A 25,071-nucleotide genomic window follows, 5' to 3' on the forward strand; every position below is an offset into this window, starting at 1 on the left:
GCCATCCTCTGATGACTGAGGATGGCACTACTCCCTTTGATCCGCCCGCGCAACCTCGCCAAAAGAATATTGCGCGATGCCGGACAAATTTTCTCAGATCTTCCCGTCTGCATAATTCACCTATAGGGAATGCAGACCTATGCGTGTACTTGTCGTCTTTCTCCCGCAAGGTACGCCTCGGACCGCATCTCGATCAACCGGGAGGCTGTCCGGTCGAATTCAAAGGCTTCCGTGCCGTCCTCGCCGACGTAAAGATCCTGCGGCTCGGCCTCAGCCGATACCACCAGCTTGATGCCGTTATCGTAAAGCGTATCGATCAGATTGATGAAGCGCTTGGCTTCGTTGCGTCGCGCCTTGGACAGCACGGGCACGTTGTCCAGAAACACCGTGCCGAAGGCATGAGCGATGCGCAGATAATCACTTGCCCCCAACGGCTGCATGCACAGGTCGTCGAAGGTGAACCTGGCCGCTCCCGCCGCAACACAGGGAACGGCAATCTTGCGGCCCTTGTTCTCCAGCTCTTCGGAATGCGGTGTCATGCCGTGCGTCAGCTTGGCAAAGAGCTCATCCATCTGGGCGTTTGCACTCTCGCCCAGAGGCGTGACATAGACCGGCGCACCAGCAAGCTTCTCCAGCCGGTAATCCGTCGGACTGTCCAGATGCAGCACTTCCACCTTGGAGGTCAGCATCTTGATGAAGGGCAGGAACAGCTGGCGGTTGAGCCCGTCCTTGTAGAGGAGAGACGGCTCGACGTTGGACGTGGCGACAACGATGACGCCGCGCTCGAAAAGCTGGGTGAACAGGCGGCCGAGGATCATGGCATCGGCAATGTCGGTCACCGAGAACTCATCAAACAGCAGCAGCCGCGTTTCTTCGGCAATCTGGCTCGCCACGGGCGGGATCGGATCGTCACCCTTGACCTCGCCGCGCTTGTGCGCCTGGCGGTGGGCATGAATGCGCTCGTGCACATCGGTCATGAATTCGTGGAAATGCACACGCCTTTTGCGGCGGATGACCGTGACCTCGTAAAAGAGGTCCATCAGCATCGTCTTGCCGCGCCCGACACCGCCCCACATGTACAGCCCCTGTACGGAGGCCCAGAGCTGGTTCTTCTTGTTGGCGAACAGCCAGCCAAGTGAACTCTTCTTGGAGGCCAGGCGGGTTTCGGCAAGACGGGTGTTCAGGAGATCGAGCTGGCGCACCGCCTCCCGTTGCACGGGGTCTTCCTTGATCTCACCCGACGCGATGAGCGCGTCGTAGCGGGCGCTCAGGGCGCGGTTGACCGGCAGTTCCATCTTCAAGGGTGCTGCTCCCTCCATGAGAATTCATGGGGTCTTGGACGTATCTATTTGCACGGCGGAATAAGGTCAAAACGTCGCAGATGCAAGTCATGATATGGTTGCATACGATCACACATTCTTACGGATTTGTTTTTCAACCGTTTGAAATTTAAGGATTTCAGACCTCATGTCCATTCCGTTGCTCCCACATAATCCGGACTGGTTTCGCCAGGCTGACCTGCTGATCGACGACCTCGGACATCTCCTAGGAGCAAGGGCCCTGCGCCTGGACCATGTCGGGTCCACGGCCGTCTCTGGGCTGATTGCCAAACCCAAACTTCATATCGATGTAACGCTGGCTCCCGGATTTTCACCGGCTGCACTCAGCAACGACCTCCTGCTGTATGGCTACCATGATCTCGGCGCCCGCTTTCGGGAAGACGAAGTGCAAATGACCCGGCCAGCCGGGCCAGGCCCCCGGTCGAACGAGAGGGAAAATCAAGAGCTGATTATCGCGCATCGGCTGTGTCTGTGTGCATCCGATTGCCCCTCACCTGAGCAGAGGCGCAAGTTTCGAGACGCCTTGCGCGGCGATGCCAGCCTTGCCGGGCGCTACGCCGCCCTGAAACGGAACCTTGCCCTCAAGGCCGGTTCGCCCTCCGACTGGGAAACATACAATTCCGGCAAGACATCCTTCATCGAAGGCGTACTCTCAGGGGAAGGTATGCGACTGATCCAGCGATGACGCTCCTTCCGGCCCCGCCATCACGGCCCACATTGACGGAACACTGCACCCAGCAGCCCGGTTCGGAATTCACTGATAATGGGCAGAAAAACACAGGCCAAGCCTTGAGGAACTCGAAACAGGAACGCAGCACGCCCTCTGAACAAACAGCGCCCGCAACCGGTGGGAGGGTTACGGGCGCAGGGCACAGGGAGGGGTCCTGTGCGGGAGGAACGCAATCATGAACGCCCAAACGGCTCGGCCTGACTGGACCCGGCCATCATGCCTGTGCCCGGCTGAGCGCAAAAAGCACTCAGACAACGCTTAGCGCAGGTAAAGGGCCGTCTTGCGACCGTTCTGGACTTCCTGAAGATAGAGCAGCTGGGCAACCAGATAACACTCGGACTGGTCGTCCAGATTGGCCTTGCGGCCACGACCGTCGGTCAGCAGCCAGGCATTGCCGGACTTGACCACATCACATTCGATTGGTGCGGCAGCATCGAAACCGGCCTTCTTGAACAGCTCCGTACCGACACGGCTGCCGGTATCGTCGTCCAGACCCTTCATCGCCATGCGCAGGCTGCGATAGGCCTTGTGAACCGACAAGGTTGCGACGATGGCAGTGACGACTTCGTCGCCTTCCATGGCCGCGAAGCGCACAACGCCGCCTTCCTGCGGAATGATGGAATTGGAACAGGGCGTGCGCTGGACATCGCCAAGCGTGGTCCATTCGGAGCGCAACGTCACGGTTGCAGGCTGACGAAGGGCTGCCATTTCCTTGGTGAGCCGCTTTTCTGCAGTTTTTTGCGGATTCTTGGCGGTCCGATCCATACGGGCGGACACCCCGGCCACGGTTCCGCCGATGCGCAACCGGCGGAAGACAATGACATCGCGCATGAGATCGGTTCGCTCTACCCGCCAGCCGGCATCAAGCCAGGCGTTCTGGTGAACGAGGCTGCCGCCGGAATTTGCCCACCATGTCCGGTGTTCCCGGGCGCTCTTGGGCAGCGACGAGCCTATGATATCTTCGACTTCGTTCAGCTTGGCCGCCCAGACAACATCTTCCAGTCGTGCCAAGTGTTCCCGCAGTGGTTCATATTTTGACATTTGCACAGCCTTTCCGGTAGCTATGCAAATATACACCTATAGCGCGAGCTGTCCAGCATAAATACGGAGGGGCCTTAACGGTACAGCGAGATCGGCGATCCGGTAGAGGTCTGACCGTTGAACTGGCCGGAAGCGCTGGAGTAAAGCTGTGCAACGATCAGGCCGGTGCCGTCCTTCAGGACCACCTGATTGCCGCTCAGGTCCCATGCAGAGATCCCGGACAGCACAGGCGAAGCACAACCTCTGGTATTTGCACGGTAGCCGCCGGACCATGTTGTCAGCGTCATGAAGGCCATGCAGTTGTCGCCAGCGGAGGTGATTTTCCAGCCACCCAGAAGGTCTGTCCGGCCAACTTCCTTGGCATCGGCAGGCGCTGCAACCGGGTTGCTGGCCAGGTCGGTCGGCTGAGCCGACGGATCGTTGAGACCGCCGGCCGGCGCGTTGGGATCAAGCGGTGCAAGCTGTCCCGAGCCTACGGGTGTAGTCGGGGTCGCCGGCAGCGGTTCGGCATAATTCCGGCCTCCGGACAATCTCTGGCAACCAGCTGCCAGGACCACCAGGCCGACGATCAAAACAAACTTTCCCGCGCGCATCATGACGAATCAATCCCTCACCTTCGTCCCAATATGGGAGCAACTCTTAGCCCACAATTTGTCGAAAATCCAAAATCCTGAGAATCGACCGTTTTCTGATCGCTCAGGCAACCCTGTTCGAGACGGCCTTGCCTGCTGTTTTTGGCGGCTCCACAAGCCTGTCGATCGCCTCCGCAATCTTCTCGAAATAAGTGGCGCAGGCACCAAAACCATCCGGAAAAGGCGGTTTTGCGGCAATGTTCCACCAATGGCTCGATGTGGTGGTCTTCCACTGCGGCGGCAGGGCTACCGGCGCTTGGTCAGCGAGATAGACGACCCTGTCGGGAATTTCAGCATGCGGCATCAGGAAAATGTCGATCGGCTTGGGCGCAAGCCCTTTGGCATCAATTCCCCGTGCCGACAGTATCCGGCGCACATGCCGGCTCAGTTCCTGGGAAGGAGCCACACCGGCGGAGAACGCCCGCATCAGACCACCTGCCCGAAAATTCAGATAGGCTTCGGCCAGGGGAGACAGCAGGCTGTTGTCCGGACAGACGAACAGAACGGTTGTTTTCGACAAGGGGCATTCCTTCGCGGCTGCAGCCCATGCCAATCACGCCATGGGCGGCCTCCCCCTAGCGCCGGGACGGGAAGACTTTATGACAAACCCGGGGCAACATCGAAAATCATGAGGATATCTTCCACGAGCCTGATAGATATGCGCACAAACGCTCGCGTGCAGCCCGGCGCTCTGCTGCAGCCACATTCGGGGTATTCGCGCGCAAGACCTGCAACACGTTCCTGAGGAGCCCACATGCCCGTCGCCTTCTGGTGTGTCCTTGCCGCCGCCATCCTGCCGCTGCTTTCCGTCTTTCCGGCAAAACTGGACAAGTCCTTCGACAACGCCCGCCCACGTGACCCGGACTATTGGCGAGACGGTTTCCGCGCCCGCGCACAGGGGGCACAGGCGAATGGCTTCGAGGCATTTCCCCTGTTTGCGGTTGCCGTTTTCGTTGGCCTCAACCAAGGCGGCGACCCGCACTGGATCGACAGGCTCGCCGTGCTTTTCGTGTTACTGAGGATCATTTATATCGGCTGCTACTGGGCCGACCGCGCCTCGCCGCGCTCGCTTGCCTGGGCAGCCTCCTTCTTGACATCGCTGGCAATTTTCACCAGTTCCCTATGGAGCTGAGCCGCCGATGGGCGGATTCCGATCCTGAAATTCGTACAACGATCATTTGCACCAAGAGGCTGATTTCGTTAACGATGCATCGGAGTGAGGCAGTAATCTCGTGGGCAGAGGTGCATTGTGCGGACGACCGACCAGACGACAGACACCTTGCCGACGCGCCGTCAGGCCGCGGCACAGAGGCAGATTTCTGAGCAGCATATCGTCGACCTTCTGATAGCCGAACGGGGCAAGCTGGTGATGGCCAGCCCGTGGTGGCCCTTCATCAGACCCTTCGCTCACAAGATCCTTCGCTACAAGTCCGCCGTCGAAATGGCCGACACCATTGCGCAGATGGAAGCGCTGGAGGTTTTTGCCCATTTGAGCGGATTGCTGTCGCTTGACGTCACCACGCTTGGCCTTGAACGGGTTCCGCAGGAAGGCCCCGTCGTTCTGGTGTCCAACCACCCGACCGGCATTGCCGACGGCATCGTCCTTTATGATGCGATCAAGTCCCGCCGGAACGATCTAGCGATCTTTGCCAACCGCGATGCCATCCGCATCAACCCGCGCCTTGCCGACATGATCATTCCGGTCGAATGGCGTGCTGACTTCAAGACCCGCGAAAAATCCAAGGAAACGATCAAGCTCGCCTCCTCCGCCTTTGCCAAGGAGCGGGTGGTGGTGCTGTTTCCCTCCGGGCGCCTGGCCTATTGGCATGACGGCAAGCTGACAGAACGGCCCTGGATGACGTCAGCCCTGGCGCTGGCACGCAAGAACAAGGCCCCGATCATTCCCATGCACATGGGCGGGCGCAATTCCGGTCTGTTCTATTTCCTTGCGAGAGTGTCTACCGAATTGCGCGACATGACGGTCTTCAACGAATTGCTCAACAAGGAACATGCCAAGTTCAACGTGCATTTCGGCAAGCCGATCCGGCCGGAAAAACTTGAAGGCGACCTTGGCGATCTGACCGAACAGATGCGCATTCACTGCGCCGAAACGCTGGCGACGGATCCGGACGCCGAGTTCTAGGTGCCAACGCACCGCCTCCACGCGTCTCCTAAGCATCTGATTTTTTGATGCTCTGACCAGGGCCTGCACGTCATCCACAGGCGCGGTTCCGCCTTCATTGCCCTTCTTCCGCGAATAAGACATTGTGCGGGAGAATCAAAGGACCCGTCTCACCCATGCCCGTTTCGCCCGCTGTTGCCGCGGAGGAAGTCATTCCAGTGCAGCATGCCGTTGCTCCGACCGTGCGTCCGGAGCCGAAGCCGCTTGCGGTTCTGCAGAAGGTTTTCGGCTACAGCAGCTTCAGGGGCAAGCAGCAGGCGGTGATCGAAACGCTTGTGGACGGCAACGACGCTGTCGTTCTGTTTCCCACCGGCGCAGGCAAGTCGCTCTGTTACCAGATCCCGGCACTGTGCCGGCGTGGGGTGGGCATTGTCGTCTCGCCGCTGATCGCGCTGATGAAAGACCAGGTCGGTGCGCTTCGCGCCGCTGGCGTTCAGGCCGCGGCCCTCAATTCCACGCTGTCACCTGAAGAACAGGACGGCATTCGCAGTGCCCTGCGCCGCGGTGAAATCGACCTGCTCTACGTGACACCGGAGCGGCTGGGCACCGAGAGCTTCCGCAAGTTCCTGGACACGCTGCAGATTGCCCTTTTTGCCATCGATGAAGCGCATTGCGTCAGCCAGTGGGGACATGACTTCCGTCCGGAGTACATGTCGCTGTCCTGTCTGCGCGACCGCTATCCGGGCGTGCCGCGTGTGGCGTTGACCGCGACTGCCGACCCGCACACCCAAAAAGACATTCTGGCCCGCCTGCAGCTGGAAGACGCCGCCGTCTTTTCCACCAGCTTCGACCGGCCCAACATCCGCTACGAGATTGTCGAGCGCACCAACCAGCGCCAGCAGCTGCTGGATTTCCTGAAGAAGCACTCCGGCGAGAGCGGCATCGTCTATTGCCTGTCGCGGGCAAAGGTCGAGGACATCGCCGAATGGCTGACCTCTAAGGGCATCAGGGCCCTGCCCTATCACGCCGGATTGCCCGCGGAACAGCGCTCCGCCAACCAGGATGCGTTTCTGCTGGAAGAAGGGCTGTGCCTGGTGGCGACGGTTGCCTTCGGCATGGGTATCGACAAGCCGGATGTGCGCTATGTCGCGCATCTGGATCTGCCCTCTTCGGTCGAGGCCTATTACCAGGAAACCGGCCGTGCAGGCCGCGACGGCGCTCCATCCGAAGCCTTCATGGCTTACGGCATGGCCGATCTGGTGCAGCGCCGGCGCATGATTGCCGAAGGCGATGCTCCCGAGGAGGTCAAGCGCGCGGAAAATGCCAAGCTGAACGCGCTTCTCGGCATCTGCGAAACGGCCGGTTGCCGTCGTCAGGCCCTGCTGGCCCATTTCGGCGAGACCTACCCCAAACCCTGTGGCAACTGCGACACCTGCCTGTCCCCGGTAGAGACCTGGGACGGCACGGAAGCTGCCCAAAAGCTGATGTCGGCGATCTATCGTACTGGTCAACGTTTCGGCACGGCGCATGTCATAGATGTGCTTCTGGGCAAGACCAACGAGAAAAGCACCCGCTTCGGCCATGACACGCTGTCGGTTTTCGGAATTGGCCAGGACGTGCCGCAGAAGACCTGGCAGTCGATTGCCCGTCAGCTTGTCGCCGCAGGCTACGTCGATGTCGACCATGCCCAGTTCGGTGCTCTGTTTCTGACGGAAAAAGCGCGGAGCGTCCTGCGCGGTGACGAGAAGCTCGCCTTGCGCAAGGACCGGAGCGCGGCAGGCCTGAAACGGACGAGTTCTTCACGTACGGCCTCCATCGCCGATGAACTGGACCATGAAGACAGGCTGCTGTTTGAACGCTTGCGCAGGCTGCGGACCCAGATTGCCCGCGATCAGGGCGTACCGCCCTATGTAGTGTTCACGGACGCGACGCTGGCCGGAATTTCCGCTGCGCGCCCGGTGACCGAAGATGCGCTGCTGGCCGTTTCCGGTGTCGGGCAGTCCAAACTTGAAAAATACGGCGAGGCGTTCCTCGAGCTGGTCGAGGCATTCGAAGCCGGCGTATGACCGCCAAGTTGGTTGCCGATGAAATCCGGTCAACCGTCCTGCTGCAGGCAGAGCTGATACACCCCGGCAAGATCCGACAAGGTTTCTTCATCAGGACGCGACAGGAAACTGTCGATGATATCCCTGAGCGCCAGATGCATGTTCCGGTGCTGGCGCAGACGCCTGTAGGACGAGCCGAGCTTGTAGATCTGTTCGATTTCCTCATGCGAGAAGAGGTCCAGACCCGCAATACCCAGCACGACACCAAGATCAGCATTGGTGCGGCGCGTCAGGTTATGGGCAATCAGGAACCCGAACAGGCCGGTGACAAATCGGTTTTCGAAGCACAGTTCGTCAAAGTCGCGCTCGACCACTTTCAGCACGAGCTTCATGATCGACACGGTGGCAGCTGCCGCAAATTCGGTCGGTGTGTTGGTGTCACAGATCTCCAACCCTGCTGCTTCCAGCATGGCGGCGGTGGATCTTCGAAGGCGGTCTTCCGTCTCGACGGCTCTCAATTCTGAAATAAATTCCGGCTCTGCTGTAACGCGACTTCCAAACAAGCTCAGCATGTTAGCGTCCTTTCAGACGTAAGCCCACTGAAAGTATGTAGTGTACACCTTACCCTACGGCAAATTGATGCCTGAAAATTCGACGAAAATGCTGTTCTTTTGGGCCGTTCCCCGCGGAAACGGCCCATTTTCGAATGTTATGATCCTGCCTTGGGCAGCCCCTTGAAGGCTTCGCTACCCCACACGGCCTTGACCTGTGCATCCCTGCCGCACCCTTTCCGGTAGCCTTTGTAGGCGTCGGCGCGGGTGACGTAGCCGAAGCGGGTGAGCGTACGAACCTGGCTCTTGTAATAGGCCTGATGGTAGTCCTCGGCGGGCCAGAAAACGGCCGGAGCCTCGACCGGCGTTACGATCTTTCCGCCGAGTGCCTTTTCCGCCTTCGCGATTTCCGCCCTGGCCTGTTTCGCCTGGGTTTCGTCCAGAGGATAGATGGCGGTGGAATAGGCATGTCCCCGGTCGCAGAATTGACCGCCGGCGTCCGTCACATCGACGGTGCGCAGGAATATCCCGACAAGTTCGGTGTAACTGATCTTGTTCTCGTCGAAATCGACCCTGACGACCTCCCGGTGACCGCCACGATCATAATCCTTGTAGGTAGGGTTCTGGGTCTCCCCGCCAGCATAGCCGGAAACGACATCGCGCACGCCGGGAAGTTTTTCGAGATCGGATTCAACGCACCAGAAGCATCCTCCGGCAAGCACCGCGGTTTCGGCCTGTGCGGTACCCGGTGGCATCGACGCCACGAGCGCGGCAAAGAAAGTGAGCGGGAGCAGGCGTTTCATGTCAGGTCCTCCGGGCAGCTGGTTGTGATCGACCTTTCCCGGGGGATCACCAACCTGGTGATGATTGCGAAACCCCGACCGGAAAGACGACCAGCGCGCTTGGGTTTCGAGCTGTGGTCTTCGACTTTGAAATGCACTTCATGGGTTGGAAGACCGGAGAAGGCATTTCGAATTCTACCCGAAAGAGGTAACGCGCCCGGCGGCTGAGACAAACTCAACTCCGCTCCCCAAACCAGCACATGCCCGTGAGCCTGGCGTGAGGCCCCTCGTTTCGGGCAGCCAAAGCCATGTCCGGTCAGGCCGTTCTCAGTCCTCCCAGGCCTTGGCAGCCTCCACAAAACCAGCGAGTTGCGGTTTGACGACGCAGAACCGGTGACCGCTGGTTGCCTGCATCACTGTCCAGCCGTCCAGTTTCTGAACGATGGTCGCGCCCAGACCTTCGAGCCGGGTAACTTCCTTTTCCGGATCGTCGGTTTCGATATCCAGGTGCACGCGGGAAGGATGCTCGACAGACTGGAGCAGGATGCCGATTTCATCTTCCGTGCCGATCAGACGGCGATAGCGTGGGTTTTTCGGCTCAGCTTCAACAGTGCGCCCGAGCGCACCGGCCCAGAATTCCGCATGGCGGTCGATATCACCACCTTCACAGTCGATCACCAGATCTCCCAGCCGGCTCTTGTGCATTTTATTCTCCAAATTGAAATCAGGAAACAAAGACTTATTCAGGCAGGTGACAGACCGCCTCGATATTCAGACCATCCGGGTCGAGTACGAAAGCACCGTAGTAATTTTCGTGGTACTGCGGCCGCAGGCCCGGTGCGCCGTTATCCTTGCCGCCGGCTGCGATCGCAGCCTCGTAGAAGGCATCGACGAGCGCCCGGTTCGAAGCAGCAAAGGCGACATGCACCGGTGTTCCGGGGGCTTTGCCTTCACCAATCCAGAAGTCCGGCTTGTCCTTGCCGAAACCGCAATAGGCGGGTCCACTCGTCATTTCAGCGGTGACTTCCATCAACACCTTGATGCCAAGTGGCGCCAGGGCCTTTTCGTAGAACGTACGAGACGCCGGAAAATCGCTGACCGCAAAACCGATATGATCAAGAATGGACATCACGTCCTCCCACTCACCTCAATAGAACAAAATAAGAACATTCAAGGAGAAATTGCAAGCCTCGTTTTAGAGCTGCGATGCGCTCAACCGGCAAATGCCAAGCAAAATCGGCGGCGCAGCGAAGCCACACCGCCGACCGGATTGGCGACATGCCGGAATGACAGAATGACCGTCAGACCGCTTCGGCTTGCGGCCTCGTGCCGACCTGTTGTTGCCCGGACCAGTCGATCCGCTGGGTGGCAAACATGGTAACGGCAAGTGACAGGAACCCGATCATCGAACCGATCAGGAGCGCGTAGTCCTGCTCCTGCATGAGCGCATAAAGCACGCCGAATATCGCAGCCAGGACCGCAAGCATCACGCTTCCGGCAAGACGGCTTTTGAGCGAAGTCCCGATATAGAGCGCATTCAGCAGCGTCGCGGCGGCAGCGGCGACAAGATAGGCCAGGCCGTAGCCAACATGCTCTGCAAAGGCGAGCAGCATGACGTAGAAGACGATCAGGGACAATCCGACCAGGCCATACTGGATCCAATGGACCCGCCATCCGGAGCGCATTTCCAGAACGAAGACCGCCAGGAAGGTCAGACTGATGAAGCAGACTGCGTATTTCAACGACCTGGAAATGTTCTGATAGAAATTGACGGGTTCAACGAACTGCACTCCCAGAACCTTGTTTTGCAACGGCATTTGCGGGCCGAGCACCAGTTTGGGAATGCCGCGGGCAAGATAGGGGATGGTCCAGGATGCGTTGAAACCGGCATCACCGATTTCTCGGGCTTCCGGCAGGAATGCGCCGGTAAAGCCGGGATGCGGCCAGTCGGATTGAAGGGATACGCTGGTCGTTTGACCGGCCGGGGCAACGTAGAAGGCGGTGGAGCCGTTCAGCTGCATCGGGATGTCGAAAGAAAACCCGTTTCGCCACAAACCCGCAGCGACAGGTGCGTTGATACCGGACGCGTTGATCGTGGCAACAGACCGCCGTATCGGCTCCATGGTCAGCGGCCCGAGTCCAGGCTCGAACGGCACGGAACCACTGTCGTTCAAGACCAGTGCGACCTCGCTTTTCAGCGCTGCGATGTCGCCGATGCCGACCACAAGAACCGCCTTGTCCCCGGCAATGTCGATTTGCCCACCGAACTGCGGCTGAAAGTTTTCGGACGACGTTGCGGCGAACCGTCCTTTCAATGTCACGCTGCCATGATAGACGGGCAGCGAATAGATCGATTTCCTGCGCTCCTGAACGGAGATGTCGCCACTCACATCCAGCTTTTCCGGAAACAGGATGGCAGTGTGCCAGCGAATTTCGGTCTTGGCGTTTTCTCCGGTGGAAACAGTGAAGGTCTCGCTGAACGGAACAACCAGGTAGGGTCCGTTGATCTCCTGGATGCCGCCCCAGGACCGGGCGATGTCCTGAGCGACATCCCGGGCTCTTTCGGCCCGTTCTTCCACCAACACCCAGACGAACAGGCTCGGCACCAGCAGCATCACGGTCAACATCCCGATGATCACGAACTTGACTGCCGGAGACCCAAGAAAAGACGTTCGGCGCACCGGTTGTTCACGGGGTGAGCGGGGCTGCGAAAATTGAGGTCGCTCCTGCGGTTGTTCAATGGTGTCGTTTTCAGTATCGCTTGTCATGCAAATCAACCCTCTGCCAGAAGGATGTCCCGTCAGGCGGGCACCCGGTCAACAGGGCGATCATTGAAGACAGAACAGGACACAAAAGGGCGTGGCCGAGCGGCTTTTCAGTATTGTTTGTGCAGTTCCTGTGCAGTGGCTCAAAAGTTGTTGGATTGCTGCCTCATTTTTCCTGTCTATTTCACAACTCGCACTTGTGCGTACCGGCGGCGCAGTGCCAGAATGGCAGAACCCTCGGAATAACTAACAATGCATCCATTAAGCGACATATCTACCGCGGCCGCGCCCGCCTATGCCCGACGTGCGGACTATCTGCCGGCGCTGGTCAAGCGGCTCGATCTCTTCAAGAGTGAAGCGCACCGGTATCTGCTGGTGGCGCATCTGTTTGACGACACAAGGCGCATGATCGATGCGCTGGAAGGGGTCATGGATTTCGATGCAATCATCGGCATCCCGTATTCCTCCGGCAGTGATGTGACACGTCTGAAATGGCAGGCCGTATACGGCGACAAGGTCCAGTGCCCGAAGACCGAGCCAGAATTCAAAGAGGTCCTGGCCATCGCCTTGCAGAAGAGCCTGGACGCCTGCCGGGCCTCCGATCAGAAGCTCGTCATTCAGGAAGTCGGCGGTTATGCCGTCGAATTGCTGCACGAGCGGTTTCAAGATCAGCTGCACCTTGTCGAAGGCGTGGTGGAGATCACCAAGCAAGGCGTCTGGCGGGCCGGGCAGACGCGGTTGCGGGTGCCTGTGCTCCACTGTGCCGACAGCGAACTGAAGCGCCTGGAAGCGGTACGTTGCGGCGAGACCATTGCCCGGTGCCTGGATGGGCTCATGCGCGATCTCGGCAACTCCCTGGCCGGCCGGCGCGCTGCTGTCTTCGGAGCGGGCTGGATCGGCTTCGGCGTGGCCAAGGCCCTGCGCCGGTTGGATGTCATCGTCTCGCTGATCGATGTCGACCCGCTGAAAATCGCAGAAGCAAGGTTGTCAGGTTATCCGGCGACCCTTCATCCCACGGATCTCGAGCAATGCGACCTGGTTGTCGGGGCGGCAGGGCGCTTATCGATAACCGGGGACGTGCTGCAGCAGCTTCGCAACGGCTGCCTGGTGGCGAGCGCCAGTTCCCGGCGTATCGAAATCGACGTCGATTTTCTGGAACAGTCGCCAGCCTGCGACATTCATCCGTCGATCAAGGCTTTCCAGCTTTCCGGCCAACAGGGGGCGGACAAGCAGATCTGCCTCGTCAACGACGGCTACCCGGCCAATTTCATTCCCGGCTCCGGCAGCGTTGCCGATGAAGTGGTCGAGCTGATCCTCGGCGAACTGATCGTGCTGATGGCCGACCTGACCACCTACACCTACGAACCCGGCATTCACCGCTTGGCGACAGAAGGAGAGGCAGTGTGCACCAAACTCTGGATCGAACAGAGAGACCAGACCTAGCGGATGATGAGCAATCCGAAGTTACGGTCCATTCGCAGTATCTGGTCAAGAAGCTCGCGAACGCCCAGAGGAACCTGTACGGAACGGTGAAGTTCGACATTGTCGCCCGCACCATCCGGGACTGGGCGCAAGACCTTGGTCGGCCGCCGCGCATTCTCGATATCGGTTGCTCGACCTCGATTTCGAAAGAATATCTCGCCGACACCGGCCTGGATTTCGACTATTGCGGTGCCGATTATGAAGCGGCGTTCGAACCGGACATCGTGCTGGACGCCACCCGTCTTTCCGAACACCGCGACGACCTGCCCTGGCAACCGGATGTGATCGCCCTTCTGGACGTGCTGGAGCATCTGCCAGGCCGTGGGCCGGCGATCGAGTCCGTGATGCGTCAATGTGGTGAGGTCATTGCGCCGGGTGGGCTGATCCTTGCCGTGGTCCCGCAGCTTTACCGCCTCGACCGGCTAAAGCTGAGCCACCTGCACTACGCCGAGCACCAGGTCCGCATGACCTTGAACGAATGGTCGGAGATCATCGGCCGCGCGGTCACGATCGAGTCGGTGCACGGCATCGGCTATCTCTCGTGCCTACCCTATCTGCCGATGCTCAGCCCCTGGTACGAGGAAACCAACCGCCACGGGAAACTGTTCCACCACCTGCGTGGCAAGACCTTCGAATGGGGTCCGCTGAAACCCGCTGAAATCGCCCTTACCCGCACGCTTGGTCGTGTTCCCGGGTTCCGGGGCTGGTGCAACAGCTCGCTTCTGGTGTGCCGGGCGAAGGTATGATGCCGGTGGAGCTTTTCTTGAGAACGCGGTAATCCCGGCTCAGCTTCGGTCCGACCAGAACTGGGCACCGGGAAACGCAAAAGCGTTTTCCCGCGTCATCCCGGACAAGGAAGGCGCAGCCGACCGCCGATCCGGAATCCAGAAATATGCTGCGCGAATAGCGCTGCCTTATCTTTCCAGAGTGTTCGCTCCGCTCACGCTGATGTCTGGATTCCGGATCGGTGCGCAGCTTCACTGCGCTTGTCCGGAATGACGGTGGCAAGGTCCTTCGGAACCAATACAAAAAAGGCCGCCCCCCGGGACGGCCTTTCGATTTTCCGGCGACGCGCAACTTACACCCGGCGTTCGACCATCATCTTCTTGATCTCGGCAATGGCCTTCGCCGGGTTCAGGCCCTTCGGGCAGGCTTGCGAGCAGTTCATGATGGTGTGGCAGCGATAAAGCCGGAAGGGGTCTTCCAGATTGTCCAGACGCTCGCCGGTGGCCTCGTCACGGCTGTCGATCAGCCAGCGATAGGCCTGCAGAAGGACGGCCGGGCCGAGATAGCGGTCCCCGTTCCACCAGTAACTCGGGCAGGAGGTGGAGCAGCAGGCACACAGAATGCATTCATACAGGCCATCAAGCTTCACCCGGTCTTCATGCGACTGGCGCCATTCCTTTTCCGGCGCTGGCGATACTGTCTTCAACCACGGCTCGATCGAGCGGTGCTGGGCATAGAAATTGGTCAGATCCGGCACAAGGTCCTTGACCACCGGCATGTGCGGCAGCGGGTAAATCTTGACGACGTCGCCGGCAATCTCGTCCATGCCCTTGGTGCAGGCCAGAGTATTGGTGCCATCAATGTTCATCGCGCAGGACCCGCAGATACCTTCGCGGCAGGACCGGCGGAAGGTCAGTGTCGGATCGATCTTGTTCTTGATGTAGATGAGGCCGTCGAGCACCATCGGCCCGCAATCGTCCGCATTGATGAAATAGGTATCGACGCGCGGGTTGCGGCCATCGTCCGGGTTCCAGCGATAGATGCGGTATTCACGCAGGTTGGTGGCGCCTTCCGGCTTGTCCCACACCTTGCCTTCCGTCACCTGGGAGTTCCGGGGAAGCGTCAGCTGAACCATCTCGTTACTGCTCCGCGTTGGGCCCTTGGTTTCGCGTCCAGGGCCAAATCGTCTTTCGCTCAGGCAGAGAGCTCAAAGACCATGTTGTCATTCGTCTGGCCGGTTACCCCGTAGCCGCGGTTTGCCAGTTCACTCAGGCAATCCTCGGTCCAGTAGGGCCGGCAATTGGTTTCAAGCAGGATCACGCGGGGCCAGAGGCTCCGGTCCGCGTGCCTCAGGAAAGGCAGGACCACACGGTCCTCGAAGCCTTCCACATCAACTTTCAAAACATCGATCCGGGTGAGGCCCTGATCGTCGGCTATGGCCGTCAGCGGACGAACCTTGACGAAGGTCGGTGTCCAGTCGCCAGCCCATTCGCCGGTGGTCAGGTCCTTCACGAAGGTGGCAAAGCCGCAGTTGCTCGGTTCCTGCCACAGCGGCAGCGTATCGTCGCGCGGGCCAACGGCCGAATTGACCACCGTCACGGTGTCCAGGTCGTTTGCACGTACGTTGAAACCGAGCTTCGTTGCCGTCTGCGGGTTGGCCTCGATTGCAACAACCTCCGCGCCGAGACCGGCGGCAAAGATCGAATAGGAGCCAATGTTGGCGCCTATATCGACAAACACCTTGCCCTTGCCCAGATGCGGTTCGATCAGCTTGTGCTCTTCGCGCTCCGGCAGGCGGCCCTTGGCCAGGATCTTGCGGTCGTCATAGTTTTCACCCGGATAGATCCGGAACTTCAGACCGTCGGCTTCCAGGTCGTAAGGGCCCTTGAAGAACCGCGCCACCAGGGAGCGGATACGCTTGCGCAGGCCCTTGGAAAGGTCGTGCCGGTCGGCAAGACGCCAGGCAGTCCGGACCATCCGCTCGGCGGGATATGTGCCGAACGGACTTCTCGTGTCCAAAAGGGTTGCCACCTGGCTCACCGTGCCGTCTCCTTAGTAGACGCGCGCTTTCGGCGCGATCTTCTTCGGATCGATGCCACCCTCTTCAAGGGTGGTCAGCGGATCGAGCACCACCGGACGGTAGTCCAGCTTGACGTTGCCGGCTTCGTCGACCCACGAGAGCGTGTGCTTGCGCCAGTTCTCGTCGTCGCGGCCGGCGAACGGACCGTCCTTGTAGTCCTCGCGGGCATGGGCGCCGCGGCTTTCCTTGCGGGCTTCCGCGCCGTAGACCGTGGTGATGGCGTTGGCCATCAGGTTCTCCAGCTCCAGTGTTTCCACCAGATCGGAGTTCCAGATCAGCGAACGGTCGGAGACCTTGAGGTCCTTCATTTCGCCCCAGATCTCGGTCAGACGCTTGCAGCCCTGCTCCAGGCTTTCCTGGGTCCGGAAGACGGCAGCATCTTCCTGCATGGCGCGCTGCATCTTGTCGCGAAGATCAGCGGTCGGGATGGAACCGGAAGCGTTCCGCAGCTTGTCGAAGCGGTCCATGATCTTTTCACAGGAAGCTTCGTTCGGCGCCGGCACGGCCGATTTCGGATCGACGACCTCGCCTGCCTTGATCGCCGCCGCGCGGCCGAAGACCACAAGGTCGATCAGCGAGTTGGAGCCGAGACGGTTGGCACCGTGAACCGATGCACAGCCGGCTTCCCCGACGGCCATCAGGCCTTCCTGAATGCGGTTCGGATTGTTGCCGTCCGCGTTCAGCACTTCGCCCCAGTAGTTGGTCGGAATGCCGCCCATGTTGTAGTGAACGGTCGGCAGGACCGGGATCGGATCCTTGGTCACATCCACGCCGGCGAAGATGCGGGCGCTTTCGGAAATGCCCGGCAGACGTTCGGCCAGCAGAGCCGGATCGAGGTGATCCAGGTGCAGGAAGATGTGGTCCTTGTCCTTGCCGACGCCGCGGCCTTCGCGGATTTCCATGGTCATGCAGCGCGAGACCACGTCACGGGAGGCAAGGTCCTTGGCCGACGGTGCGTAGCGCTCCATGAAGCGTTCGCCCTCGGAGTTGACCAGATAGCCGCCTTCGCCGCGTGCCCCTTCGGTGATCAGGCAGCCGGAGCCGTAGATACCGGTCGGGTGGAACTGGACGAATTCCATGTCCTGAAGCGGCAGGCCCGCACGGGCCACCATGCCGCCACCATCACCGGTGCAGGTGTGGGCGGAGGTTGCCGAGAAGAAGGCGCGGCCGTAACCGCCGGTCGCCAGAACCACCATCTTGGCGGCAAAACGGTGCATGGTGCCGTCATCGAGGTTCCACGCGATCACGCCCTGGCACACGCCGTCTTCGGACATGATCAGGTCGAGTGCGAAATACTCGATGTAGAATTCGGCATTGTTGCGCAGGGACTGGCCGTACAGCGTGTGCAGGATGGCGTGTCCGGTCCGGTCGGCTGCAGCGCAAGTGCGTTGCACGGGAGGGCCTTCGCCATAGTTCTGCATGTGACCGCCGAACGGGCGCTGATAGATGCGGCCGTCTTCGGTCCGGGAGAACGGCACACCGTAGTGTTCCAGTTCGTAGACCGCCTTCGGCGCTTCACGGGCCAGGTATTCCATGGCGTCGGTATCGCCGAGCCAGTCGGATCCCTTCACCGTGTCGTACATGTGCCATTCCCAGCAGTCCGGCGTCATGTTCTTGAGCGACGCGGCAATGCCGCCCTGGGCAGCAACCGTGTGGGAGCGGGTCGGGAACACCTTGGTGATGCAGGCCGTTCTCAGGCCCTGCTCGGCCATGCCGAGCGTGGCCCGCAGGCCTGCGCCACCGGCGCCGACGACCACCACATCATAGGTGTGGTCGACAAATTCATAGGTCTTGGCCATTCGGGTCAGCCTCCAAAGCCAATCTTGAGCACTGCGAAGACGCAGCCGAAACCGATAAAGGCGCAGAAGAAGGTGTTCGCCATCAACGTGAGGAACTTGATGCCTTCGCCATGCACATAGTCTTCGATGATCACCTGCATGCCGAGCTTCATGTGATAGACGCCGGAGAGGATAACCAGGAGCAGGATGATCGAAACGAGCGGGTTCTTGAGGGTCTCGACCACGTCACCGTGGGAGGAGCCCTGCATCGCGATCACCAGGATCACGAAGAACGAGATCAGGAACACGTTGGCGACAGCGGTCAGACGCTGCTTCCAGAAGTGATCGGTGCCTTCCTTGGCAGATCCAAGGCCGCGTACCTTGTTCAGGGGTGTGCGCATATCTGTCATGACACTCTCCTTAGCGAACCGCGTAGCCGATGATCCAGAGGATCAGCGTGACGGCAACGGACCCGATGATGGTCGCCTTGGCGAGCCACTCGCGCGCTTCCTTGCCGAAGCCCGCACCCATGTCCCAGATGAAGTGGCGCAGGCCGCCGAGCATGTGATGCACAAGCGCCCAGGTGAAGCCGAACAGGATCAGTCGGCCGATGATCGAGCCGTAGATGCCGTTGACGAAATCGAAGTAGCTGGGGCCCGCCGCAGCGGCGATCAGCCACCAGGCCAGCAGGACGGTGCCGAAGTAAAGCGCCGCGCCAGTGATGCGGTGCAGAATCGACATGACCATCGTCAGAATGGGCTTGTAAATCTGAAGATGGGGCGACAGCGGGCGGTTGCCCCGCAGATCGGCGTTCGACATGGAATTCCTCTCCCGTACGACGCTAGAGCGAAATGCGCTTAAGATGACCCGTTTGAACCTGGTTCCGACCCCGGACGAACCGGCGCAGCCTCCTGGCCAAACGACCCAACCTCAACTCACCTCACCCCAGTTTACGTTTACGCAAACGTAAGCAAATCAAAGCGTTGTCTAGGTGCGTAATAGCGCCAACGCTTCAAAAGGTCAAAATATCCTATAGGCCTAATTGCAAGGAAACTACTTCTATATCGTTTAAATTCATCCGGTGACAGAAAGTGACCTAAACGTGAGCCCCTTCGCCCCCGTGGGGAACGCCGAACACCGACCAGCCGGTTTTGTGTGCAAAATGCTCCATTGCTTCCGTGCCCAGCTTGGAATTGCCGTACTTGTTGAGACCCGGCGACCAGACGGCGATAGACGCCCGGCTTGGCGAAATCACGAGAATGCCGCCGCCGACACCACTTTTCCCCGGCATGCCGACACGAAAGGCGAAATCGCCCGAACCGTCGTAATGGCCACAAGTCATCATGAGGGCATTGATCCGCCTCCGGCGCTCGATCGAAACAAGGCCCGGCATCCGGGGCGCATCCACCAGAAAGCGGCCGGCAAGCGCAAGCTGCCGGCAGGACATCTCAATGGCGCATTGATGGCAGTAGGTGCCAAGCACCTTGTCGACAGAAGCCCGCAGATTGCCGTAGGACGCCAGATAATGGGCAAGGGAGAAATTGCGGTGTCCGGTGGCGAGTTCCGACTTCGCGACCTTCTCGTTCATGTGGATGCTGTCGTCGTCGCAGGCGGCGCGAATAAAGCGCAGCAGTTCGCCCAGAGCTTCCCGTGGCGTTGATCCGGCCAGATAGGTATCCGTCGTCACCAGCGCCCCAGCATTGATGAACGGATTGCGGGGAATGCCGTCTTCCCGCTCCAGAAGCAGGATCGAATCGAAGGACAGCCCGGAGGGTTCGCGCCCAACCCTGTACCAGAGCTGATCTCCGACCCGGCCGAGCGCCAGAGCAAGGGCAAAAATCTTGGAGACGGACTGGATGGAGAACGGCACATCGGCATTGCCGGCTGTGAATACCCTGCCATCGGCCAGGGCGACGGCTATGCCGAACTGGTTGGGATCGATGCCTGCCAGTTCGGGAATATAGGTCGCGACATTGCCTTTGTCGGGATTGGCCGCAGCGGCTTCCGCGATTTCCGTCAGCAATTCCTGCATGTGCTCCTCCGGTTCGGAGGGGCACTTGGTCAGATTGCCATGGGATATGCAAGTGTCGGGTGACGTGGCGCCATCCTGGCAGCCTCAATTGCAGGGTGCCGTCTCCCGCCTCGCAAGAGCGAGACAATCTTCAGGCGCGCGCCACATTCTGTCGCTGCGCTGCCAGCAGCTTGAAAAGGTGCAGCATGAAGATGGTCGCAAAGATCGGTGTCACCAGGTTGAGAATCGGCACGGCAAGCAAGCCGGCGATGATCAGTCCACCGAGAAAAACGGTTCCGCCCCGTGCCTTGCGGAATGCCTTCGCCTCGGCCGCCGGAAGAAACCGCATGGCGGCGAATTCGAAGAATTCCCGGCCGAGCAGGTAACCGTTCACGATGAAGAAGGCGACCAGATTGACACCGGGCACAAGCAGCAGCACCAGGGCAAACAGGTTGCCTAAAATCACGACGCCGGTGAACTTGATTGTCTGCACGATCGACTGCGACAGCGGCAGTGCGCGGCCCGGCTGGTCGTGCGGATAGTCCTTCTTGTCGACGATATCCGCGATCTCGTCCTGAAAGAGGCCGGCGAAAAGCGCTGAAATAGGCGCAATCAGGAAGCCGAGTACGAAAATTGCGCCAATGCCCGTCAGAACGGAAATTGCCGTGTCCATCCAGGCATAGGGCAGCGCGACGAAGGCCGCGATCACGCCCTGAAGGGCGATCCAGATGACAACCAGCACGCCAAGTGTAAAGCCAAGCATCTTCCAGAAAATTGCCCGGAACGGCGGTTCGAACACCTCGGACATGGCGCGGGAAGCAGCTTGGAACATGACACCTTCAAATTTCTCGTGAACGACCGCCTCGACATAAGTGCAGCGCCGATCATGTGCAAGCCCGCGGACGATAGGCGACCGAAAACTAAACTTATTGTTGTGCAAACCAGCTTCTGAAACTAGCATTTGGTAAACGGTTGTTCGTTGCCGGTACTTTACACCCCAGGTTCGGACCGCACGATGCTGCATCTTGATTTCGCCCCCGACACCGACATCACCAAGGGGCTAGCACCCGAAGCCCTGAAAATGTTCCAGTTCGAGTGGAACATCTATCACAAGCTGGTGCGTGCCAACGAAATGCACCACCGGGAAATCGGCCAGCTCTTGCGCGACGAGATCGGCAAACGTTTTGACAGGCCTTTCGCTTTTCTGGATCTGGCCTGCGGCGACGCCAGTCTTGCGCAGACGGTGCTTCAGGACAGCAAGGTTGCGACCTACGAGGGCCTCGACCTGTCACGCCCGGCGCTGCAATGCGCCGCCCGGGTGATGAAGGACGTGCCGTATGATGTGGAACTTGCCGAAGAGGACATGGTGGAAGGCATCGTGAGCCGTCCGGCCAGCGCCAACTTCATCTGGTGCGGTTATTCCATCCATCATCTTCAGCGCGCGCAAAAGCAGGAAATGCTGTCAGCGGTCCGCAACGCGCTCAAGCCGGGCGGCGTCTTCGTCTGCGCGGAGCCTGTGTGCCTGCCCGGCGAAACACGAGCCGATTATACACACCGCTGGCAGGAAGAACTGCGCCACCGGTTTCGTTCACTTACCGACGCCGAATATGACCACCTCTGGGAGCACATCAGCACGCACGACTTTCCCGAGACCCCGGAAGACTGGTTGGCGATGGGCGAGACAGCTGATTTTACATCAAGCCGGGAGATCTTCCGGTTTCCCGGCGATCTATTTTGCGCCGCGTTTTTGTATGAGAAGTGAGGCTATCGGCTTCGGCAGTTTGCCAGGTGCCTGGTTTCCAGCGTGTTTCTAGAACCTCGTCCGGGCGCGCAGCGCCTGCGCCAGCGTGCCTTCGTCCAGATAGTCCAGTTCGCCGCCGACGGGCACCCCATGGGCGAGGCGAGTGACATTGACCTCAAGATGGGACAGCTGGTCCATGATGTAGTGGGCCGTTGTCTGCCCCTCGACGGTGGCGTTGATCGCCAGAATGACTTCCGAAAAGCCTTCCGACCCGCAACGGTCGATCAGCGAGGCGAGATTGAGATCCTCCGGGCCGATGCCGTCGAGAGGCGACAGGGTACCGCCCAGGACGTGATACCGGGCATTGACCGCACCGGCACGTTCCAGCGCCCACAGATCGGCAACATCCTCGACCACCACCAGAACACTCTGGTCGCGTTTCGGATCTGAACAGATGGTGCAGGGATCGGACGTATCGACAGTGCCACAAGTCGAGCAGATGCCGATTTCGCGAACCGCAATGCCCATGGCGTCCGCCAGCGGTACCAGCAGCTGATCCTTTTTCTTGATCAGATGCAGCGCGGCACGGCGCGCCGAACGCGGGCCAAGCCCCGGCAATTTCGCCAGGAGCTGGATCAGCCGTTCGATTTCCGGTCCTGCCACACTTTTCTGTGCCATGGTTTTCTCTTCAGCGCGCGTTGACGACCACCTGAAAGACCTGCTGCGTCAAACCGGCCGGATCGCTCCCCTGATTTCCAGGACGCGACCAAGTGGCCGGCTTACGAGGCATGGCGCGAGGCTCTTACAGCCGCCACGCACTTCAGTTGGTATCAGAACGGCAGTTTCATGCCGGCGGGCAGGCCCAGACCACCCATCAGTTCCTGGGTCTTTTCCTGAATTGCCTGCTCGACCTTGGCACGGGCTTCGGTGTGGGCGGCAATCAGCAGATCCTCAAGGATCTCCTTTTCCTCTTCCTTCAGAAGAGACGGATCGATCGACAGCGACTTCAGATCGCTCTTGCCGTTGAGACGTACGGTGACCAGGCCGCCACCGGCCGAGCCTTCGGCCTCGATCTCAACGATCTGCTCCTGCAGCGAGCCCATCTGCTCCTGCATTTGCTTGGCCTGTTTCATCATCTTGAGGAAATCCATGGAACGACTCCTTCCAAACCCTCACATGGCGCGGATTTCCGCGACCTTACCTATCTGGGAACTGCATTTAGAAGAACAAGAAGCGCGGATCAATCGTCTTCGTCATCCCCGAGCGCTTCGCTCAGGAGCGGATCGCTGACCATCGGGTCGGCCAGAGCAGCGTCGTCTTCTTCGGTAACCTGAACCTTCACGTCGACAACACGGGCACCCGGGAACTGCGCCAGCAGGGCAGCAACGGTTGGGTGCGACTTCGCGTCGGACAGGAGTTGCTGCTGGTTGGCCTCCTGCTCCTCGTGGATGGTCGGGCGTCCCTGAGTGCGGGAAACCACGACAAACCAGCGCTGTCCGGTCCATTCGGTCAGTTTGCGGCCGAACTCGCCGGCGATATCGGCCGGGGCGTCGTCCGTCGGCTGGATCTCGATCTTGCCGGGTTCGAATTTCACCAGACGCATGAGGCGCTGGATCTTGACCTTGAACGGAATGTCGCCCTTCTCGGAAGCAAGGGCGGCGCAATCGTAGAGGCTCTTGAGATTATACGCCGGCTGAGCCTGCGGCTCGGGCGCGGCTTGCGGCACTCCCTGAGGCGCGGGCCTGCCGCCCTGGATGGCCGAGAGCTGAGGGCGGGCGCTTGCCTGCATAGTCGGGCCACTGCCCGAACTGCCGGGCGCGTAGTTCATGCCGACAGCCATGGCAGATGTACCACCGCCACCACCGGCAGGTGCTCCGCCGCCACCAGATGGTGCCGCACCGCCAAACGGGTTCTGGCCGTTCTTGATCTGTGCCATCAGGTCGCCCGGATCCGGCAGGTCCGCGGCATAGGCAAGGCGCACCAACACCATGTCGGCAGCGGCCAGTGGCTTGGACGCAGCCTGAACTTCCTGGACACCCTTCAAGAGGATCTGCCATGCACGGGACAGAAGCCGAACGGAAATCTGCTCTGCAAACTCCCGGCCGCGCGCCCGTTCAGCTTCGGTCACCGACGCTTCGTCAGCCGATTTCGGCGCAACCTTCATGCGCGTGACAAGATGCGTGAAATCCGCCAGGTCCGTCAGCACGATGGCCGGATCCGCACCGACCTCATATTGCGCCTGCAGTTCGCCCAGAGCGTCCTCGATCCGGCCGGCCATGATGTGACCGAAGAGGTCAATCACCCGGGCACGGTCCGCAAGACCCAGCATCTGACGCAGGTCTTCCGCCTCGATGGCGCCGGCGCCATGGGCCATGGCCTGATCGAGCAGGGACAGGGAATCGCGCGCCGACCCCTCCCCCGCACGGGCAATCAGCATCAGGGCTTCGTCGGAAATCTGGATGCCCTCGGCATCGGAAATCCGGCGCAGCAGACCGATCAGCTTGGATTGTTCGATCCGGCGCAGGTCGAAACGCTGGCAGCGCGACAGGACCGTGATCGGCACCTTGCGGATCTCCGTCGTCGCGAAGATGAACTTCACGTGCTCCGGCGGCTCTTCAAGGGTCTTCAGCAGACCGTTGAAGGCGGCGTTCGAAAGCATGTGCACTTCGTCGATGATGTAGACCTTGTAGCGCGCCGTTGCCGGGCGGTAGCGGGCCGCATCGATGATTTCGCGAATGTCGTTGATGCCGGTGTGGGAGGCGGCGTCCATCTCGATGACGTCGACATGGCGGCCTTCCATGATGGCCTTGCAGTGCGTGCCTTCCTGGGTGAGCTTCACCGTCGGCTTGTCGGCAACGCCCGGCACTTCGTAGTTTAGGCCCCGCGCGAGGATGCGGGCGGTGGTGGTCTTGCCGACGCCGCGCACCCCGGTCAGCATCCAGGCCTGCGCAATCCGCCCGGTTTCAAACGCATTTTCCAGCGTCTGCACCATCGGCTCCTGGCCGACCAGATCCTCAAACGTCTTCGGCCGGTACTTGCGCGCAAGAACGCGGTAAGCACCATCGTCGGTCGCCGGTTTCACCGCGCCCTGATCCGCCATCAACCCCGGCGTCTGCCCGCCGTCACTTTCGGAAAAGCCTGTCTCATCCATGAGCCGCACCATAACCATTTTTTCGAAAAGTGGGACGGGCTTTTGAAAGTTTTTGTGCGTCGGACTGCCCCGGGCCGCAATACCTTCAGGGAAC

26 protein-coding genes are annotated in these 25,071 nt (G+C 60.0%); 7 read left to right on the forward strand and 19 right to left on the reverse strand.

The window, feature by feature from the left end:
* Positions 1-137: 137 nt before the first annotated feature.
* On the reverse strand, positions 138-1,295 hold the full coding sequence (gene zapE, locus HCG46_RS13575; RefSeq protein ID WP_031268680.1) for a cell division protein ZapE: 1,158 nt from the start codon (positions 1,293-1,295) through the stop codon (positions 138-140).
* Between the two features lie 172 nt (positions 1,296-1,467).
* Here zapE and HCG46_RS13580 point away from each other — a divergent pair, with 172 nt between their 5' ends.
* Complete coding sequence (locus tag HCG46_RS13580; protein ID WP_168686506.1) at positions 1,468-2,025, forward strand: GrpB family protein; 558 nt, start codon at positions 1,468-1,470, stop codon at positions 2,023-2,025.
* A gap of 303 nt (positions 2,026-2,328) precedes the next feature.
* Here the strand turns inward: HCG46_RS13580 and HCG46_RS13585 are convergent, their stop codons facing one another.
* The 3 genes from HCG46_RS13585 to HCG46_RS13595 form a co-directional block, all read right to left on the reverse strand.
* Positions 2,329-3,111: a hypothetical protein gene (locus HCG46_RS13585; protein WP_022999021.1), complete on the reverse strand. Its 783-nt coding sequence runs from the start codon at positions 3,109-3,111 to the stop codon at positions 2,329-2,331.
* Positions 3,112-3,185: 74 nt separating this feature from the next.
* Entirely contained in the window at positions 3,186-3,707 is a 522-nt protein-coding gene (locus tag HCG46_RS13590; protein WP_022999022.1) for a protease inhibitor Inh/omp19 family protein, read from the reverse strand.
* Positions 3,708-3,807: 100 nt separating this feature from the next.
* The gene (locus HCG46_RS13595; RefSeq protein ID WP_022999023.1) at positions 3,808-4,263 is read right to left on the reverse strand and encodes a hypothetical protein; all 456 of its coding nucleotides are present in this window, start codon (positions 4,261-4,263) and stop codon (positions 3,808-3,810) included.
* Between the two features lie 234 nt (positions 4,264-4,497).
* On the opposite strand from HCG46_RS13595, the gene HCG46_RS13600 reads away from it, so the two are divergent.
* From HCG46_RS13600 to recQ, 3 genes are all read left to right on the forward strand, one after another.
* Positions 4,498-4,875 carry an MAPEG family protein gene (locus HCG46_RS13600; RefSeq protein ID WP_022999024.1) on the forward strand — a complete coding sequence of 126 codons (378 nt, stop codon included), beginning with the start codon at positions 4,498-4,500 and terminating at the stop codon, positions 4,873-4,875.
* Between the two features lie 117 nt (positions 4,876-4,992).
* The gene (locus HCG46_RS13605; RefSeq protein ID WP_022999025.1) at positions 4,993-5,886 is read left to right on the forward strand and encodes a 1-acyl-sn-glycerol-3-phosphate acyltransferase; all 894 of its coding nucleotides are present in this window, start codon (positions 4,993-4,995) and stop codon (positions 5,884-5,886) included.
* A gap of 155 nt (positions 5,887-6,041) precedes the next feature.
* On the forward strand, positions 6,042-7,931 hold the full coding sequence (recQ, locus tag HCG46_RS13610; RefSeq protein ID WP_168686507.1) for a DNA helicase RecQ: 1,890 nt from the start codon (positions 6,042-6,044) through the stop codon (positions 7,929-7,931).
* 29 nt (positions 7,932-7,960) lie between these two features.
* On the opposite strand, the gene HCG46_RS13615 is transcribed toward recQ, so the two are convergent.
* The 5 genes from HCG46_RS13615 to creD all read right to left on the reverse strand — a co-directional run bounded on the left by HCG46_RS13615 (position 7,961) and on the right by creD (position 12,011).
* The gene (locus tag HCG46_RS13615) at positions 7,961-8,482 is read right to left on the reverse strand and encodes a hypothetical protein (protein WP_168686508.1); all 522 of its coding nucleotides are present in this window, start codon (positions 8,480-8,482) and stop codon (positions 7,961-7,963) included.
* Between the two features lie 137 nt (positions 8,483-8,619).
* Positions 8,620-9,216: a peptide-methionine (S)-S-oxide reductase MsrA gene (msrA, locus tag HCG46_RS13620; protein ID WP_209009488.1), complete on the reverse strand. Its 597-nt coding sequence runs from the start codon at positions 9,214-9,216 to the stop codon at positions 8,620-8,622.
* Between the two features lie 354 nt (positions 9,217-9,570).
* Positions 9,571-9,948, reverse strand: coding sequence for a VOC family protein (locus tag HCG46_RS13625; protein ID WP_168686510.1), 378 nt, complete (start codon positions 9,946-9,948; stop codon positions 9,571-9,573).
* Between the two features lie 34 nt (positions 9,949-9,982).
* A complete protein-coding gene (locus tag HCG46_RS13630) occupies positions 9,983-10,366 on the reverse strand; it encodes a VOC family protein (protein ID WP_168686695.1) in 384 nt (127 codons plus the stop codon).
* A gap of 178 nt (positions 10,367-10,544) precedes the next feature.
* Positions 10,545-12,011, reverse strand: a complete 1,467-nt coding sequence (gene creD, locus HCG46_RS13635) for a cell envelope integrity protein CreD (protein ID WP_168686511.1) — start codon at positions 12,009-12,011, stop codon at positions 10,545-10,547.
* Positions 12,012-12,260: 249 nt separating this feature from the next.
* Here creD and HCG46_RS13640 point away from each other — a divergent pair, with 249 nt between their 5' ends.
* Positions 12,261-13,451 (forward strand): S-adenosylhomocysteine hydrolase, encoded by a 1,191-nt coding sequence (locus HCG46_RS13640; protein WP_168686512.1) that lies wholly within the window; start codon positions 12,261-12,263, stop codon positions 13,449-13,451.
* Positions 13,412-14,236 carry a methyltransferase domain-containing protein gene (locus HCG46_RS13645; protein ID WP_208993819.1) on the forward strand — a complete coding sequence of 275 codons (825 nt, stop codon included), beginning with the start codon at positions 13,412-13,414 and terminating at the stop codon, positions 14,234-14,236. The genes HCG46_RS13640 and HCG46_RS13645 overlap by 40 nt, the downstream gene beginning before the upstream one ends.
* A gap of 332 nt (positions 14,237-14,568) precedes the next feature.
* Here the strand turns inward: HCG46_RS13645 and HCG46_RS13650 are convergent, their stop codons facing one another.
* The 7 genes from HCG46_RS13650 to HCG46_RS13680 form a co-directional block, all read right to left on the reverse strand.
* Positions 14,569-15,351 carry a succinate dehydrogenase iron-sulfur subunit gene (locus HCG46_RS13650; protein WP_031268685.1) on the reverse strand — a complete coding sequence of 261 codons (783 nt, stop codon included), beginning with the start codon at positions 15,349-15,351 and terminating at the stop codon, positions 14,569-14,571.
* Positions 15,352-15,410: 59 nt separating this feature from the next.
* The gene (locus HCG46_RS13655; protein ID WP_209009456.1) at positions 15,411-16,256 is read right to left on the reverse strand and encodes an FkbM family methyltransferase; all 846 of its coding nucleotides are present in this window, start codon (positions 16,254-16,256) and stop codon (positions 15,411-15,413) included.
* 12 nt (positions 16,257-16,268) lie between these two features.
* Positions 16,269-18,095 (reverse strand): succinate dehydrogenase flavoprotein subunit, encoded by a 1,827-nt coding sequence (sdhA, locus tag HCG46_RS13660; protein WP_075281691.1) that lies wholly within the window; start codon positions 18,093-18,095, stop codon positions 16,269-16,271.
* Between the two features lie 5 nt (positions 18,096-18,100).
* Positions 18,101-18,484 carry a succinate dehydrogenase, hydrophobic membrane anchor protein gene (gene sdhD / locus HCG46_RS13665; protein ID WP_022999038.1) on the reverse strand — a complete coding sequence of 128 codons (384 nt, stop codon included), beginning with the start codon at positions 18,482-18,484 and terminating at the stop codon, positions 18,101-18,103.
* A 10-nt stretch (positions 18,485-18,494) separates the two neighbouring features.
* Positions 18,495-18,893 carry a succinate dehydrogenase, cytochrome b556 subunit gene (gene sdhC / locus HCG46_RS13670; protein ID WP_055657171.1) on the reverse strand — a complete coding sequence of 133 codons (399 nt, stop codon included), beginning with the start codon at positions 18,891-18,893 and terminating at the stop codon, positions 18,495-18,497.
* Positions 18,894-19,170: 277 nt separating this feature from the next.
* Positions 19,171-20,106 (reverse strand): glutaminase, encoded by a 936-nt coding sequence (locus HCG46_RS13675; RefSeq protein WP_022999040.1) that lies wholly within the window; start codon positions 20,104-20,106, stop codon positions 19,171-19,173.
* Positions 20,107-20,236: 130 nt separating this feature from the next.
* Positions 20,237-20,917, reverse strand: coding sequence for a sulfate transporter family protein (locus HCG46_RS13680; RefSeq protein ID WP_022999041.1), 681 nt, complete (start codon positions 20,915-20,917; stop codon positions 20,237-20,239).
* A gap of 183 nt (positions 20,918-21,100) precedes the next feature.
* Here HCG46_RS13680 and HCG46_RS13685 point away from each other — a divergent pair, with 183 nt between their 5' ends.
* The gene (locus HCG46_RS13685; RefSeq protein ID WP_168686513.1) at positions 21,101-21,847 is read left to right on the forward strand and encodes a class I SAM-dependent methyltransferase; all 747 of its coding nucleotides are present in this window, start codon (positions 21,101-21,103) and stop codon (positions 21,845-21,847) included.
* A 48-nt stretch (positions 21,848-21,895) separates the two neighbouring features.
* Here the strand turns inward: HCG46_RS13685 and recR are convergent, their stop codons facing one another.
* From recR to HCG46_RS13700, 3 genes are all read right to left on the reverse strand, one after another.
* Positions 21,896-22,504, reverse strand: a complete 609-nt coding sequence (gene recR / locus HCG46_RS13690) for a recombination mediator RecR (protein WP_022999043.1) — start codon at positions 22,502-22,504, stop codon at positions 21,896-21,898.
* A 152-nt stretch (positions 22,505-22,656) separates the two neighbouring features.
* Positions 22,657-22,977, reverse strand: a complete 321-nt coding sequence (locus HCG46_RS13695) for a YbaB/EbfC family nucleoid-associated protein (protein ID WP_006935456.1) — start codon at positions 22,975-22,977, stop codon at positions 22,657-22,659.
* Between the two features lie 89 nt (positions 22,978-23,066).
* Positions 23,067-24,926, reverse strand: a complete 1,860-nt coding sequence (locus tag HCG46_RS13700) for a DNA polymerase III subunit gamma/tau (RefSeq protein ID WP_208997855.1) — start codon at positions 24,924-24,926, stop codon at positions 23,067-23,069.
* Between the last annotated feature and the right edge of the window lie 145 nt (positions 24,927-25,071).

The sequence above is a fragment of the Labrenzia sp. PO1 genome (assembly GCF_012273635.1).
Taxonomy (GTDB): Bacteria; Pseudomonadota; Alphaproteobacteria; order Rhizobiales; family Stappiaceae; genus Roseibium; species Roseibium algicola.